Here is a 15,807-nt window from a genome sequence, read left to right as displayed (position 1 = left end):
TTCATCAATCAGTTGATTTATATTGTTAAGAGATGTTACCCTATAATCCTATCGCTTTTTTCAATGAGCAATAAAATTACTAACTAGAACCCATATATAAACACTTTTCAAAGATCTTTGCTTAACTAAACGACATTGAGTTATGAATTATGAGTTATGAGTGATAGTTGTGAGTCATGCATTTCATATTTCCCTTTCATAATTCATAACTCATAATTCATATCTCTATTTAACCAGTTTCGCACTATAAATTTTCTCTCCACGTTGGTTGGAGATTACCATATAGTAGGTTCCTGATGAAAGCGACGAAGGGAATTTAATGGAGCGGCTGTTAATGCCCGCAGTTATGGAAAAACGTTCCTGTTGAATGCCTGATCCCATTGAATTGAAATACTGAACCAGGTAATTATCATTTTTGCTCGCAGCAATTTGCAGGTTCATATCATTATTTATAAAAGTACTATGAACAATGCTGGGTTTTTTTGACTTTGTACTATTGATACGGATGATATGGGAAAATTCTGCCAGCCCGCGAATATTTATCTCCTTCAGACGATAAAAAACTTCGCCCAGGTTTGTCTCATGGTCAGTAACTATATAACTATTTGTGTTTGCGGCTACACCTGGCTTCAGCGATTGCAGGTCTGTCCATTTTATTCCATCTGTACTTTTCTGAACGGTATACTTTACCAGGCTTTTCTCATTAGTGGCCACCCAACGCAGATCCGTGTTTCCATTGGTTGTCTGCGCAGAAAAAGAAAGGATTTTTGCAGGTAAGACCACAAAAGTGCTTTGAGTAAAAAATGGTTTGAAATAAATACAGGTTTGCCTGATCTGTTCGGCACCATAGGTTGATACTGCTCCATTACGATAGAGTAGTGTCGAAATATTTACAAAGTTCATCTGGAACATTGCTTCATGGTGAGACGAATCGATAAGCGGTATATTGTATATTGTTGAAATAGCTTTGCTTCTTACTCCGTCGAACGATACATTAAGTATGGTAGCCGGGTCAACAGCTATACTTCCGGGTGTGGCAGCTTCTATGAATTCCTGGAGATAAGCTCCATCGCCATCCACATCCACGCCGGTCACCGCCAGGCAAGCTAAAGCTGTGTCGCTGTCAGTACCGCCTATTTTAAAAGTAATCTTCCAGTCGAGATATGAAGTGTCATTAGCTGCAGCGCCTACATACGGCTGAAACGCATCGTAGTAACCGATTCCTGCACTGTCGTCAATATTATATAAGGTCGCGCCACCGTATATGCCAGCAATTTCGATATGGGCATCCACACCGGGAATCACCTCAGCGAAGAGGTAAATGGCACCAACTTGTTTATCAGTACCTGAGATTAGAACAGGACTGTGAAACTTCAGGGTGGGAGCGCTGCACTGTGAATACGACTCAGTTGAAAAGAATCCAACAATAATGACCGAGATGAGCGAGAAGAATATTTTTCTTCCAGGTTCGGGTAAATTTGTTTTCATGGTAATGATTCAGGCCAACTTAAATCCAACTTTCACTCCGAAAACTAAAGAAATGATCTTCAATATATTATTCAAAGTGAAAATGCGGTCCATTTCCCAAAAAGGGACAAAAAAACCCATTAAGAGAATTATGAATTATGAGTTATGAGTTATGAAAGGAGTCATGAATTTTGCTCTTTCATAATTCATAATTCATAATTCATATCTCTCTTTCGGCTATTCTTATAAGATAACCGTTGATATCTTTAAAGGCAAACTCCATTAGCCCGTATGTATAAGATTGTAAGGGGCTTTCAATTTGAATTTTTTTATTCTGAAACTCCTGGTAAATTTCTTTGATGTTTTCTACAAACCACATGAGATTCAAAGCGTGGGTTGCATCATTGATTTTTTTTAGGTGTTCGGGATCTTCGCCGAACAATACACGCAGATTATCCCGTCTTAAACCGCCATCTCTTTCCCCTTCCGTCCATTCATCATAAAAACCCAGGACTGTTTTATAATAGTTCATTGTTTCCTTCAAATTTTTAACGGGGAGATGTACACCTCCGTGATCGAAACGCATGGTTCTGATTTCCGTCATGGTTATAAAAGATTTAAGTTTTTAAAATCAGGTGCTTGTTGATCTCAAAGGTATTTAATGCTTGATTTTTATAGTATTCCCACTGACAAGACCGTCCAAATAGTTTTTTATTTGGCAAACTCATTTTTTTGTGCCACAAGACAGCATTTTTTCTTCCTCATTTAGTTGAGGAAGAAGCTTAAAAAACACAGTTACCAACCAAAAATTGGGAATTTTTCTTCCCAAACAGTTCAATATCCAGACACATTAAAGAGCACAAATTTTGAATGAGCTATTGCATTCACTAAATAAACCCGAAAAATTATATGGCAAAGTCAAGTGCAAAGAAGGATAAGTCCAAAATGACGACTTCTACACCCACAAAAGTCAATGCATCATTTGCAACCGCGGACCAGGACGCATTAAAGCCTGCAAAGGACAATGATTCCAAATATCAGCCTTCTGAAAATACAGATATTGATGAATTGCCGCTGGACCCGGCTGATGGTCTCCGGAAATTATTCGCCGATAATATCAAAGATCTTTACTGGGCGGAAAACCACCTGGTTAAGGCGCTTCCGAAAATGGCAAAAGCGGCTTCATCAACTGCATTACAGGATGCAGTTCTCAATCATCTTGAAGAAACTAAGAAGCATGTTCAACGTCTTGAACAGGTTTTTGAATTACTTGGCAAATCTCCCCAGGCAAAAAAATGTGATGCTATGGAAGGATTGACTATGGAAGGTGAAGGCATCATTGAGACTACAGATAGCGGAACACCTGCCCGCAACCTGGGTATCGTTATGGCATCCCAAAAAGTTGAACATTATGAAATCGCTTCTTATACAAGTATGATAAAACTTGCAAATAAACTCGGTCTGGCAGAAATCGCCGGCATCCTGTCCCAAACGCTTGTTGAAGAAGAAAATTCTAATACGAAATTGTCGCAGGTAAGTGAAGGTGACATGGCGGCAGTGGCTATGGCATAACTTAATATTGCCAATCCTTGTACAGCAGTTGGCTTTTATACAGCATAATAGCAATTGCCAACAACACGGCAGTCGCTAATAACAGCAAATGCCGATAACAGCAGTTGCCAATAGCACAGCAGTTCGCAATAATTCAGCAATTGCCAATAACAGCAGTTGCTAATAACACAGCAGTTGCCAATGCAAAAATGCATGGCCATTGGCCGTTTGCAGTCAGCCCTATCTACAGTATTCATTAAAACGATTAATCAACAATTCAAACATGAAAGACAAAAAGGCGCGTGATGAAAATTTCGAAAATAAAAAGACTGAAAGCCTTCAGCAAAATACAGCAGATTCAGCTGGTCAGTTTTTAACTACTAACCAGGGATTGAAGGTTAACGATGACCAGAACTCACTCAAAGCCGGTGAGCGTGGTCCCAGTCTTTTGGAAGATTTCATTCTCCGGGAAAAAATTACACATTTCGATCACGAACGTATCCCTGAACGGGTGGTACATGCCCGTGGATCTGGCGCACATGGTGTTTTCAAAGTGAACGAAGATCTGAGCCGGTATACAAAAGCAAAATTTTTGACCGATACTAATGCTGAAACACCGGTGTTTGTCAGATTTTCAACAGTAGCAGGGTCCAGGGGTTCTACAGATCTCGCACGTGATGTAAGAGGTTTTGCTGTTAAATTTTATACTGAAGAAGGCAACTTTGACCTGGTTGGAAATAACATACCGGTGTTTTTTATCCAGGATGCCATCAAGTTTCCTGATCTGATTCATGCAGTAAAACCAGAGCCGCATAACGAGATTCCACAGGCCGCTTCGGCACATGATACTTTCTGGGATTTTATCGGACAAACCCCGGAGTCAGCTCATATGATTATGTGGGTGATGAGTGATCGTGCAATCCCGAGAAGTTACCGAATGATGGAAGGTTTTGGTGTTCACACTTTCCGGCTTGTTAATGCAGAAGATAAATCTGTTTTTGTAAAGTTTCATTGGAAGCCAGTGCTGGGTGTTCATGCCGTAGCCTGGGATGAGGCACAGAATATCTCAGGTAAGGATCCCGATTTTCATCGCCGTGATCTGTGGGAAGCCATAGAAAACGGAGATTTTCCGCAATGGCAATTAGGACTGCAGATTGTGCCGGAAGAAGATGAACATAAGTTTGAGTTCGATTTATTGGATCCAACCAAGATAATACCCGAAGAGCTTGTTCCCGTGATACTTGTTGGTACGATGACCTTAAATCGTAATCCCGACAATTTTTTTGCAGAGACCGAACAGATTGCTTTCCATTTGGGACATGTAGTGCCAGGAATCGATTTCACCAATGATCCGCTTTTGCAGGGAAGACTGTTCTCATATACCGATACGCAATTGATCAGGCTTGGCGGACCAAATTTTCATGAGATTCCAATAAATCGTCCTATTGCGCCAATCAATAATAATCAGCGGGATGGATACATGCGACAAACAATTAACAGGGGCAAAACAGCACATGGTCCAAATGGGATGGCGGGTAATTTCCCGGTCCAGGCCAAAAAAGCTGAAGGTGGTTTTACCAGCTATCCTGAGCGTATAGATGCACGTAAAATTCGCAACAGGAGCCAAAGCTTTTTTGATCATTTCAGCCAGGCAAAATTATTTTTCAACAGCCAGAGTGAGCCTGAAAAGAATCATATTATCGATGCTTTGTCTTTCGAACTCGGTAAAGTAGAAACCCTGACTATCCGTGAAAGAATATTATTTATGCTTTCACAGATTGATGAGAACCTTGCCGCTGAAGTGGCTTATAACATTGGAATGCATGTTCCAAAATCTCTATCAAAACCGTTGAACCAGGTTGTGCCTGCCGACGCGGATCCTGAAGAGTACAGGTCAGTTGTGAAGGAAGGCTCACTACCCAATAGCAAAGCGCTAAGTATGGCGAATACTGTAAAAGATTCGATACAAACGCGCAAAATTGCCATCCTGGCCTGCGATGGCGTAAATGAAAATAGTCTTAAGACTGTTAAGGATGCTATCCTGGCAGAGGGCGGACTGGTTGATATCATTGCGCCACGTTATGGTTTTATTGCAGGTGTTAATTCCGATAAACCCATTCCCATTTCAAAAAGCCTGCTTACAAGTGCTTCGGTATTTTATGATGCGGTTTATGTTCCCGGTGGAACAAACAGTGTCGCAACTCTTGAGGCAGACGCCGATGCGGTACATTTCCTGAACGAAGCTTTTAAACATTGCAAAGCCATAGCAGCAGATGTAGATGCACTACAGGTTTTGAAGGCAACATATTTCGGCAGGAAGCTACCCGAATATAATGATGATGATACTGTGTTACAGGAAGGAATAATTATTGGCAGTGATGCTGGCAAGCTGAGCAAACAATTTATTGCCGCTATCAAACAACACCGTTTCTGGGAAAGGGAAAAACCAAGAAAAGTGCCCGCGTAAAGAGAAATATGAATTATGAGTTATGAGTTATGAAACCAGTTGTGAAATAATAAGTTATGAATTAATAAATCTTGATCTCTAAACTCCTTTCATAATTCATAACTCATAATTCATATTTCTATTGAAATATTTCAGGGTATTTTCTGATAAAGTATACTGGTGTGCAACTCCAGGCATGACAATAACTATTTACCAGGAAGGAATTGTAGGGTGAAATATAATCATTTGTTGGATCATATACTTCCCAGAATGTATCGGCTCCTTTTTTTACCATTCCACCCCAATAAGTTGTAATTATGTTTCTGGCTTCTTCATGCAGTCCCGTCATTATCATCGCTTCAACAACATAATGATACAAATATGGAGCCCCGGGATAAACTACATCCGTTTTCTGAAGCAGATTTTTGAATGCTTTAGCGCCTTCAGTTTTTGTAGCTACACCGCTAAGCACCATCCAGGCCTGAGAAGCATAAGAGATTTGTTTGTTCTTCCCACTTAGAAAAAGGCCTTGTTTTGAATCGTATAAATTTTTATGCGCTGCTTTGATCATTTTCTCTGCCAATCCCGGTAACTCAGCAACTTCCTTTTCTTTTCCAAGCATTTTGGCAAGCTCATAAGTGTTTTTAAATGCCCATATCACACAGCCTTGCAGGGATGCTTGTTTATCCAATCCTTCTTTCCAGTCGAAGAATACCCACCATTCCTTACCTGCCAGCTCATAATCGATCATGCCATCTTCGCCTATGTATTTTTTTGGTATCTGTACCTGGACTTTTGCAACTTCCCAAAGATCATTTGCTGTTTCTTTGTCTCTGGTTTCAATGAGGTATTCTTTCAAAACAGTATTATAAATAAGGGCATAGTCAAACAAGGGATTATTTTGTGCGTGAGGAGCTGGTCGTTCAAATACATTTGAAGGCGCAACACCTCCGGGATAACTAAGACCAGCAAGCAGATATAGACAGTGTTTTGTTAGGCTATCGTTTTTAAATGAATACCTGTTTGCTAAGGATTCCAGGTAAAGATCTCCGATCCAGAGTCTCCGGTCGCGTTTTGGCCCATCTTCATAAACTGTTTGCATGCATTCTTTTAATGTTGATAATCCAACCTGGTCAATTTTTCTGATTAATTCCGATGTCCCGTTTGCTAATGCTGCCGGTTGTTGTCTTGCCGAACTGGTGGCCTTGATGCTGATATCTGAAATTTTGAAATCTGAATAAGTTGAACTTCCCAATACCTCAATTTTCACATATCGAAATGCGACACGCCTTGGAATGGTAATGGTTGACGGCACTTCTGATACCGTAATGACTTCATCCTGTAACCATGCCCTGCTTAAACCGCCCTTGTAAGGGTCAAAAGGAAGCACAGCTTCTGCAGGAACTTCGGCAAAGGTAAACTTCAGCCTAAGGGCCGCATCTGCAACGGCTTTCAGGTCTTCTATTTTAAATGTTACGAATCCTGTCAGGTGCTCACCGAAGTCAAGTATCGCACCTGATTGTCTTTTCATTGAATTGACATAAAAGCTGTCAACTGATTTACGTTCGCTCACTTTATATCCCTGGAATGAATTGTCATCCTTTATAATTGTGACGAGGCTTAAGGGACGGTTCTCGAAGGAAACCAGGGAAGGTTGTGTTGCCGCAGCTTTTTCGAGCCATACAGATCGTTTATTTTTATATACATCCTGCGATGAAGATTCATGACAAACGCATGTGAGGGCAAATAGAATAGCAAAGTAAAGTCGCAGTCGCTTCATTCTGATAGTTAATAATTTATCGTCGTCCATGGCAGGAAAATATTTAATTTTTAAGTTATGAATTATTGCCGGGCTTTCGTTTTAGACCTGGGTGATTTTTCAGTGACCTAAATGAGGAAGCTGTGCGAAAACGAAAAAATTTCACAGAATGTAGAAAACGGCAATACTTTACAGAAAGCAGAAAACGGAAATTTTCTGTTAAATCCGGAATATTTATGCTTGTTTTTTCAGACCACTTGCATATTACATAATCGTATTGTACATTGACACCGGAAACTCTCACTTTCGGGTGTACTAAAAAATCACGACTCATGAATTCGATTGGAAAACTCACGCTGGTACTGGCGATGGCTATAGTTTTGTTATCATGCAAGAAAAAATCACAACTATCTGCCCGTGAAGAACAGATACAAAATGAAATAACCCAACCTTTGCTGCCTAACGAGATAATTGAGCAGGAGGGAATAAGATTTTTATTGAACTACGAACATTCAAACGCGCAGTTACAATTGAGACTATATAAAGGCACCAGCCTGGAATTTTCTCCCGTAGATATTGAAGAAACACAGCCCTATGTAAATTATTCGGTGCGGGCAGACCAAATGCTTGAAAATACTGACTATACGTTGGTAGTGGAATTCAAATCAATAACCAAAAACGGATCATTCGATCTTTCTCTGATTGGATTTACAGAAATCAATGGGACCAAAACATTTGGTTTGAACGCAGTACCTTTTACAACCGGTCAAAGCCAAATGTCCAAAGCCTTTATAAAAATCCACAAGGGCGTTCAGAAATTCAGCTTTTATGTTCTTTGATGATCACTCATAACTCATAACTCTTTTACGTTTTTTTGCGCCTCACACTACATCCCAATGCTTTTGTTGAAGCAGTAGCCGGCGCTTTTCCCTCAGATATAGCCTGGATAGCCTGGTCGAGATAATTTAATTTACTGCTGTTGGAATTTTCAGGATCGTTATCAATGGAACCTGTGTAAACGACAGTATTTGCATTGTTCTTCTTTTCAACAAGGAATATGTGCGGGGTAGCTCTTGCACCATAAGCATTGGTTGTTGCCTGCCCTTTATCAAACAGATATGGAAAAGAATAATTTTTATCTTTCGCCCGCTCTTTCATGGCTTCGAAATTATCTCCTTTAGCCAAATCCGGATCATTAGGATTAATGGCTATCACCGGGTAACCCAAAGGAGCATACTTTGTATTTAAGTCTATTATGCGTTGTTCATAAGCCTTTGCTACAGGACAGGTATTACATGTGAATGCCAGGATAAATCCTTTGGCATCCGGGAAATCTGAAAAAGATACCGTTTTGCCCTTAACGTCAGGGAGACTGAACGATGGAGCAGGGCTGCATGGAGTGATAGTCGTAATCTGCGATGTTGCACTGAGGTAAATCACTGATACAATAATTGAAAAAATATATTTCATGGCTTTTGTATGTTTTTATATTCTGCTAATAATTCCTTGTAAGTAAACTCCTTTTCAAAAAATCTCCGCTTATGCTTATGTATTATTAATGTTGCAGGCAGCGCCCCGGACCAGGACGAATCTATACGATCAATATATTCCTGCTGATTGGTCTCGTCAAACAAAAATACTTCGTTTTTCAATGTTTTTTTCCGGACAAAAGGCACAACGGTGTTTTCAAGCTTTGAACGGAAGTCCATGCTTATCAGCATGACTTTTAGTTTGTTGCTTTTGTAATGACCCGATAACTTTTCAAATTGCGGAAGTTCCTCAAGACAAGGTACACACCAGGTAGCCCAGAAATTTATTATATAGACAGTGTCCTTGCCGGACCTGACCCTTTTATTTATATCATCCAGTTTAATAAGTTGTACTTGCTGTGCGAATACACGAGATGACAGTACCAGTGAAAAAATTATTAATATTGTTTTCATTAATCAGAATCCTATTCTTGTTAAAAGAGTCCTATTCTTGTTAAAGAGTCCTATTCTTGTTAAAAGGGAACTATTCTTGTTAAAGAGTCCTATTCTTATTAAAAAGAGATCTATTCTTTTTAAAAACGTTTTGTAATCCCAGACGCGTCAATTTACAAACTAATCTTTTATTGTTACAGTGCTTCTGTTACCTTTTATTTTATGATAGGATTTGCTTTTCAAAGCTGGAGAACTTGTTGCTTACATACGGTTGTTCAGGTATATTTTTTGCAGTGCAGATAAACAAAAATGTATGGAAACATTTGCTGACCTTATTAAATCTGAAAAACCAGTACTTGTTGATTTTTATGCCGACTGGTGTGGTCCTTGTAAAGCCATGGAGCCGATAATTAAGGACGTTGCAAAACTAGTTAAGGAACAATTCAGGGTCGTTAAGGTGGATATAGATAAACAGACTCAAACTGCAAGAGATTACCAGATCAACGCGGTTCCAACATTTATTATATTTAAGCAGGGAAAAGTTATGTGGCGTCATTCAGGGATGATCGACAAAAGCAGGTTACTTTCTATTCTTGGTGACAAAATTGAAGATAGTGCTCCTGGCAATACTGATTGAAACCTACCATTAGGGTTCAACAGAATTCATCATTGGGAGAGAAAGCTATCAGAAAGTAACATCTTCCAGTCCGTATTGTTTAATAACATCGGCAGGAACTCCTTCCCATTTGTTTGGCCTGTTGCCCAGGTAACCAAGATCTGCTATTCCAATTTTACTTGTGAAAAAGCCGGTAGCTGTCAGATTTCTCAACCTGTCAAAAAACGCTTCACCGGGTTGCATTGCCGGGTCTGAAGTTCCGGGATATGCGATTTGATCTACTATTTCCAATTGTTGTTTGGAATCGCAGTTTACAAAAGGGTTGTTATATTTCTTAAAACACTGCAGATCGAGCCAGCGCAATCCGCCACGCATCGGAACCTGTTGTTCAGGCTTGTCCTTCACAATAAACTCAATAAAGTCCGGAACCTTTGCGTCAGAAGCGCTTCCGGAATGCTCATCTCTTGGTATGATGATGTCCGCGAGAATGGTTATAGTGGCCATCTCATGTGGTGTGAAAAAGGTTTCCGCCATAAGCTTTTTTTCTCTTTCAATCTCCTCTGGTAGTCTGTCCGGCCGTTCTTTCACCGGCGTTGCTGACAACTTATCATCCTTAGAACCTGGTTTACAGGCTTCAAGTAAAACCCCCGTGGCCAATGTTCCGATACCTATTGCTTTCAGTGATTCACGCCTGTTCATAACGAACGATTTATAAATGTTTAATGTTCTGTTGACTAGATGTTCTGTTGACTAGATGTGCTGTTGACTAGATGTACTGTTGACTAGATGTACTGTAGATTAGACTCTTCTGTTGATTAGATGTTCTGCATTTTGCGCTGTTCAAGTATAAATTCTGATGTTCTCATCGATAAAGCAAGGATGGTCCAGGTAGCATTTTTGTCTGACTGTTGTACGGTAGGAGCGCCATCAACCACGAAAAGATTTTTGCAATCATGAGACTGGCACCATTTGTTTAGAACAGATTTTTTTAAATCGTTGCCCATCCTGGTTGTACCAACTTCATGTATTATTCTTCCCGGCTTTGCCAAACCCCACATATCTTCAGGACCATGTTTTGATAAAGGGATAGCACCCATTTCGTGAATTATACTGTCGAAGGTTTGTTGCATATGTTTCGCCTGGTTAATCTCATCGTTGTTCCATTTATAATGGAAACGCAGCACAGGAATTCCGAATTTATCAACAATGTTTGGATCGATCTCGCAAAAATTATCAATCCTTGCCATGCCTACACCACGGCCCGACATGCCAAATTGTGTTCCGTAAAATCTCCGGTAATCATCTTTTAACGAAGCTCCATAACCTCCGGCTTTTTTTTGTTGGCCATCTTTGCCGGGAACTTTACCATTCAGCCTTGGAACTCCTCCACCGAATCCATAACCCGGCATGTTCATTCCACCACCAAACTCGATATGATAACCTCTTGGGAAATCGAGTTTTTTATTGTCCTGCAACCAGGGAGCATAGATATTAATACTTCCGGTGGCGTCTTCGTTGATGCGTTTGCGGTCCATCAGTTGCGGCAGGAACCCAGACTGGGATGCGCCTGTCGAATCCTGTAAATACCGGCCAACAAGTCCGCTGCTGTTTCCAAGCCCATTTGGATAGATAGTCGACTTTGAATTAAGCATAATCCTTGCCGACTCGCAGGAACTGGCAGCAAGGATAACTACTTTTGCATTTACCTGGTGTTCCTGCAGATCATTTCTATCTACATAAGAAACGCCGGTTGCCAGTCCATTTTTATCAGTAATTATTTCACGCACCATTGCATTTGAGATCAGTTCCACATTACCTGTCTTCAAAGCGGGAATTACAAGACAGGATGATGCGGAAAAATCGGCATATACTTTACAGGCACGACCACATTGACCGCAATTAAAACAGACGCCCCTGTCTTTATTACCCGGCAAAGCTTCTGTTAATACTGACCCTCTTCCTGGAATTACTTTAACGCCCGCAAGTTTGGCGCCTTTCATGATAAAAAGTTCAGGCAACCTTGGTTTTGGAGGCGTCATGAAAATGCCATCAGGTTCATTTTCCAATCCTTCAACGGTACCGTATATTCCGAGCAAACGATCTACCTTATCATAGTATGGTTTTACTTCATCGTAAGTAATTGGCCATCTTTCGCTGACACCATCATCAGGTTGAAAATCTTTTGGCCCGAATCTTAATGAGATTCTTCCCCAATGATTGGTACGTCCGCCCAGCATCCGTGAACGGAACCAGTCAAATTCAGTATTATCTTTTTTTGTATAGGGTTCTCCGTCGATTTCCCAGCCACCATAGGCAGCATCATAATCTCCGTTGGCCCTCTCTTTTGTGGAAGCACCACGTCTTGGCGACTCGTAAGGAAATTTTAATTGGGAAGAATGAATGGCGGGATCAAAATAAGGACCGGCTTCGAGCATCAGCACTTTAACTCCTGCATTTGCGAGTACATATGCAGCCATTCCTCCTCCTGCGCCGGATCCGACAACAACAACATCGTATAGTTTCGAAGATTTCTTAATTTGAATATCTCCCATATAGCAGCTTTCGAACAAATTAAGAATTTATAATCATTTTTGGTTGAAGATTATTTTGCTGACCGGTCAGTAATTTATTAACAGGCGCTAATGCCCATTGCGAGGATGCCATACAAATATCATTTTTAATATATTTGAGAATTGTTCTTCGTTATTCCTCTTTTTAGTAAATCGAAATTTCATTGATCAGCTTAGTCCTGAAGCCACGAATATATTCAGCTTCCTTTTCTGCCATGAGTTTGCCTGTACTTGTTTTCATGGTCGCTGGTAATTATAATAGCTTGACTTCGATATGATCCAGGGCAAAATTTTTATCATCCAGTTTGCGGTGAAGTCCTAAAGGATCATCAGCATTGTAGAGTAATCCGTTCATTTTTCCTGCTGTATAAAAAAGCCTGGCAATACCAGTGGCACCCAATGCCTCGATGCGATCGGCATCCTGTAGAATTTTCGCTTCAATGGTATTCGTTTCTATATTGGCAGAGAAGCTGTGAGCATGGATAGCATGAGATACCCCTATAATTTTTTCCCGGGGAAAATCCTCAAATATCTGATTTAGTATATCAGCTGTTTTTTCTGCACCCAAAAGCGAAGCCAACTCTCTTGACGAGTGATTTTTGGGCGTAGTAACCAGGTCATGAAAATAAGCAGCCGTAAGTAGTATTAACAGATCTCCTTTATCGCCTTCTCCCGAGTTTATGTGCTGGCAATTTCGCCAGACCCGGTGAAGATGGTATATGTCATGGGCACTGTCTTCATGGATCCAATGAACCTGCAACCATTCAATAAACCTGTTCCGCCAGGATTTTAATATTTCTTCAGACATGCGATAAAAATAAGATTTGATGGAAAAAATAATTATGCAGGTAGGTCACCTGAAAAAATTTCAGGTCCCAACACTAATGCTAAACCAGAGATAATATTTTAAAGCTCTTCACTCTTTCGATCAGCCATTTGTTGCCGGATCTCCTCAATACTCATATATCGTTTGCCGGGAACAAATTTTTCAGGAGAGGGTGGATCATTAGCCCGCATAGCCCTGAACCCCTTGTGCAGGTATTCGTTCCACGCAATTAACTGGTAACCCAGACCCCGTACTATATCCATACTATCTGTGTTATGTTCAAATCTATCCATATAGCTTTTTGAAACATGTGAAATGCCTAGTCCCAGCAGTCCCAGCCCGCTGCTGTTATTAAAATATAATATATGGCATAACTCATGGCCGAGTATCCCAACCTGCCCATTGACTTCACAGTTTGCAAACAAGGGAATCCTTCTTCCCTCAGTTGAATCATTAATGATTACAATATAGGTTCGTTTACTGCTCCTTCTTAAGAGACTGCCAATGGTTGGCTGTGTTGCAATTATTCCACCCGTACTTTTTTTGAGCCTGAACTTGATTTTTGTTTTTGCCAGCTCAGGGAAATATGACAGGGCATAAATAATTTGTTTTTCGAGACCCACCGGCATCTTTTTGTTTTCACCAAATTCTTTGACTAACCTCGCATAATGAGTACTTACTGAATCCGCTACATCCGGTACGGGTCCTTTAACCGGTAGCTGGATTGATTGAGCGAAGCCTTTAATTGAAGTAAAAATCAGCAGTGCTAAAAACAGGGGAATGCAAAAATGTAATTTTGATTGATTGAGGACGCTGAACATTTAATTAAGTTAATTCAATTTTATAAATAACTACTTCATCTCAAATTTCCTTTCATAATTCATAACTCATAATTCATATTTCTCTTGCCCTATCTTTGTACAATGAAAGTCGAAATATGGAGTGATGTAATGTGTCCGTTTTGTTATATCGGCAAAAGAAAATTTGAACAGGCCCTGGCGAAGTTCCCTGCCAAAGATAATATTGAGTTGATATGGAAAAGTTTTCAGTTATCTCCTGAAATCAAAACGGATCCCTCAAAAAGCATTCACCAATTTCTGGCTGAGCATAAGGGGATGAGCCTGGAACAGGCCCGGCAAATGAATGACCAGGTTACACAGATGGCAGCAATTGTAGGACTGGTATATAATTTTGATAAATCTGTAGTGGCCAATTCATTCAATGCCCATCGCTTCGCCCATTTCGCAAAGGCAAATGGTAAACAGAATGCAGCTGAAGAAATATTATTCCGCTCTTATTTCACCAATGGCAAAAATATCGATGACTATGCAACATTAGTGCAACTGGGCACCGACATTGGCTTAAATGCTGAAGATCTTTCCAAAGCCCTGGAAACAGGAAGATATGCTGATGAAGTCAGGAAAGACATTTTAGAGGCACAGCAGATTGGTGTTCGCGGCGTTCCTTTTTTTGTGTTTGACAGAAAGTATGCGGTATCCGGTGCGCAGGAAACGAGTACATTTTTGCAGGCGCTGGAAAGTGCATACCAGGAATGGAATAAGGATCAGGCTAATGCTGTGAATGAATGATTGTTAGCCGTTGTGCATTGCCTGACTTCCTGTGCGTCGTGTCGTTTCCTGAACCTGCATATTGCTGACTATGCACGTTCATGGCGTTCACTCGGTTCTTCCCTTCGCCGGATGGGCCTTTCGGTTGGTTTGATTTGCCACTGTGATTCCTGGTTAATACCTTTGTTCATGCCGGTCTCAGCTGTTGTCTCCGATCGGCTTTTTGTTCCCTGATCGGCTTTTTTAGGTATTCATGTTGTGCTAGGGGTTGTTTGGCCCTGATCGGCTTCAGTAACTCCGAACAGGAATCGAAGGTGGCAATCAAACCAACCTCAGGCCCATCCTGCACGTTCTAATCTCGTTCACTTAGGGGATATGCGACTTGTACAACAAAATTCAACATTCACTTATTGCAATAACCGGCATTGGCATTATCGGCATTGCAAAAATTGAAATGACATTGCTGTGTTACCGTTCTCTGAATTACAATTAGCAGCTATTCGGTTTATCGTACAACGCTTGTTAAAATCCATTTGCAACAATCTTATCCAATCTTAGCTACCGAAATTTCGGTTGTGCATCATTGCATTTGCATTCTTTTGATCTCATTCGCAAGCAATCTGGTACCAGTGCACTAATAATATTTCCCATAGCGCAAAGGAATAAATAACGATGGGTATTGCATCGATTGCTCGTTACAGCCTGGCAATGATTCAACGCAGTAGTGATTCAGCGTTTGCGGGTGGCCGTGATTTAACGTTTGCGATTGCAGCTTTCACGCGTGGCAGCGTTATCGGGGGCTGCGTTTGCAAGTGGCAGTTTTTGCGGGTGGCAGCATTTGCACGCGGCGTTTTTTTGCGGATGGCTGCGTTATCTCCCAATCGAATGTAAGATCGGTTTGTATATTAGATCGGGCAGGGAATTGCAAAACCGAATATCAACTCAATTGTCAACTAGCGTTAAATAAGTGATTGGCTAATACACATGATTTGATGCTGATTGAATGATGGGACAACGAAGCCTGCTATATAGGACTCGTAAGAATTGTTATGACTGGTATGATATTCCCCCAAGTGGATGAG

At 40.7% G+C, this 15,807-nt stretch carries 14 protein-coding genes; 5 read left to right on the top strand and 9 right to left on the bottom strand.

Going from position 1 to position 15,807, the window contains the following annotated elements:
- Positions 1-225 precede the first annotated feature (225 nt).
- Positions 226-1,488, bottom strand: a complete 1,263-nt coding sequence (locus tag VK664_RS25810) for a hypothetical protein (RefSeq protein ID WP_461401606.1) — start codon at positions 1,486-1,488, stop codon at positions 226-228.
- 199 nt (positions 1,489-1,687) lie between these two features.
- Positions 1,688-2,071, bottom strand: a complete 384-nt coding sequence (locus VK664_RS25805; protein ID WP_461401605.1) for a VOC family protein — start codon at positions 2,069-2,071, stop codon at positions 1,688-1,690.
- Between the two features lie 305 nt (positions 2,072-2,376).
- On the opposite strand from VK664_RS25805, the gene VK664_RS25800 reads away from it, so the two are divergent.
- Both VK664_RS25800 and VK664_RS25795 read left to right on the top strand, forming a co-directional pair.
- Positions 2,377-3,039 (top strand): YciE/YciF ferroxidase family protein, encoded by a 663-nt coding sequence (locus tag VK664_RS25800; RefSeq protein WP_461401604.1) that lies wholly within the window; start codon positions 2,377-2,379, stop codon positions 3,037-3,039.
- Positions 3,040-3,301: 262 nt separating this feature from the next.
- Positions 3,302-5,485 carry a catalase gene (locus tag VK664_RS25795; protein WP_461401603.1) on the top strand — a complete coding sequence of 728 codons (2,184 nt, stop codon included), beginning with the start codon at positions 3,302-3,304 and terminating at the stop codon, positions 5,483-5,485.
- A 118-nt stretch (positions 5,486-5,603) separates the two neighbouring features.
- Here the strand turns inward: VK664_RS25795 and VK664_RS25790 are convergent, their stop codons facing one another.
- Positions 5,604-7,274, bottom strand: a complete 1,671-nt coding sequence (locus tag VK664_RS25790; RefSeq protein WP_461401602.1) for an alpha-L-rhamnosidase-related protein — start codon at positions 7,272-7,274, stop codon at positions 5,604-5,606.
- 281 nt (positions 7,275-7,555) lie between these two features.
- Between VK664_RS25790 and VK664_RS25785 the strand changes: the two genes are divergently transcribed.
- Positions 7,556-8,062: a hypothetical protein gene (locus VK664_RS25785; protein WP_461401601.1), complete on the top strand. Its 507-nt coding sequence runs from the start codon at positions 7,556-7,558 to the stop codon at positions 8,060-8,062.
- Positions 8,063-8,087: 25 nt separating this feature from the next.
- Here VK664_RS25785 and VK664_RS25780 read toward each other — a convergent pair whose 3' ends face one another.
- Together VK664_RS25780 and VK664_RS25775 are read right to left on the bottom strand one after the other, a co-directional pair.
- Positions 8,088-8,693, bottom strand: a complete 606-nt coding sequence (locus tag VK664_RS25780) for a thioredoxin family protein (protein WP_461401600.1) — start codon at positions 8,691-8,693, stop codon at positions 8,088-8,090.
- Complete coding sequence (locus tag VK664_RS25775) at positions 8,690-9,166, bottom strand: TlpA disulfide reductase family protein (protein ID WP_461401599.1); 477 nt, start codon at positions 9,164-9,166, stop codon at positions 8,690-8,692. Before VK664_RS25775 ends, VK664_RS25780 begins: the two co-directional genes overlap by 4 nt.
- Positions 9,167-9,458: 292 nt before the next feature.
- Between VK664_RS25775 and trxA the strand changes: the two genes are divergently transcribed.
- Positions 9,459-9,782 (top strand): thioredoxin, encoded by a 324-nt coding sequence (gene trxA / locus VK664_RS25770; protein ID WP_461401598.1) that lies wholly within the window; start codon positions 9,459-9,461, stop codon positions 9,780-9,782.
- 48 nt (positions 9,783-9,830) lie between these two features.
- On the opposite strand, the gene VK664_RS25765 is transcribed toward trxA, so the two are convergent.
- The 4 genes from VK664_RS25765 to VK664_RS25750 all read right to left on the bottom strand — a co-directional run bounded on the left by VK664_RS25765 (position 9,831) and on the right by VK664_RS25750 (position 13,978).
- On the bottom strand, positions 9,831-10,460 hold the full coding sequence (locus tag VK664_RS25765) for a gluconate 2-dehydrogenase subunit 3 family protein (protein ID WP_461401597.1): 630 nt from the start codon (positions 10,458-10,460) through the stop codon (positions 9,831-9,833).
- Positions 10,461-10,576: 116 nt separating this feature from the next.
- Positions 10,577-12,313, bottom strand: a complete 1,737-nt coding sequence (locus VK664_RS25760; protein ID WP_461401596.1) for a GMC oxidoreductase — start codon at positions 12,311-12,313, stop codon at positions 10,577-10,579.
- A gap of 271 nt (positions 12,314-12,584) precedes the next feature.
- Complete coding sequence (locus tag VK664_RS25755; RefSeq protein ID WP_461401595.1) at positions 12,585-13,139, bottom strand: HD domain-containing protein; 555 nt, start codon at positions 13,137-13,139, stop codon at positions 12,585-12,587.
- Between the two features lie 98 nt (positions 13,140-13,237).
- Positions 13,238-13,978, bottom strand: coding sequence for a hypothetical protein (locus tag VK664_RS25750; RefSeq protein WP_461401594.1), 741 nt, complete (start codon positions 13,976-13,978; stop codon positions 13,238-13,240).
- Between the two features lie 102 nt (positions 13,979-14,080).
- Between VK664_RS25750 and VK664_RS25745 the strand changes: the two genes are divergently transcribed.
- Positions 14,081-14,746 (top strand): DsbA family oxidoreductase, encoded by a 666-nt coding sequence (locus VK664_RS25745; RefSeq protein WP_461401593.1) that lies wholly within the window; start codon positions 14,081-14,083, stop codon positions 14,744-14,746.
- Positions 14,747-15,807 lie beyond the last annotated feature (1,061 nt).

Source organism: Flavitalea sp. (assembly GCF_035489435.1).
Lineage (GTDB): Bacteria > Bacteroidota > Bacteroidia > Chitinophagales > Chitinophagaceae > DATHKG01.
This window is presented reverse-complemented; position numbering and strand designations above follow the sequence as displayed.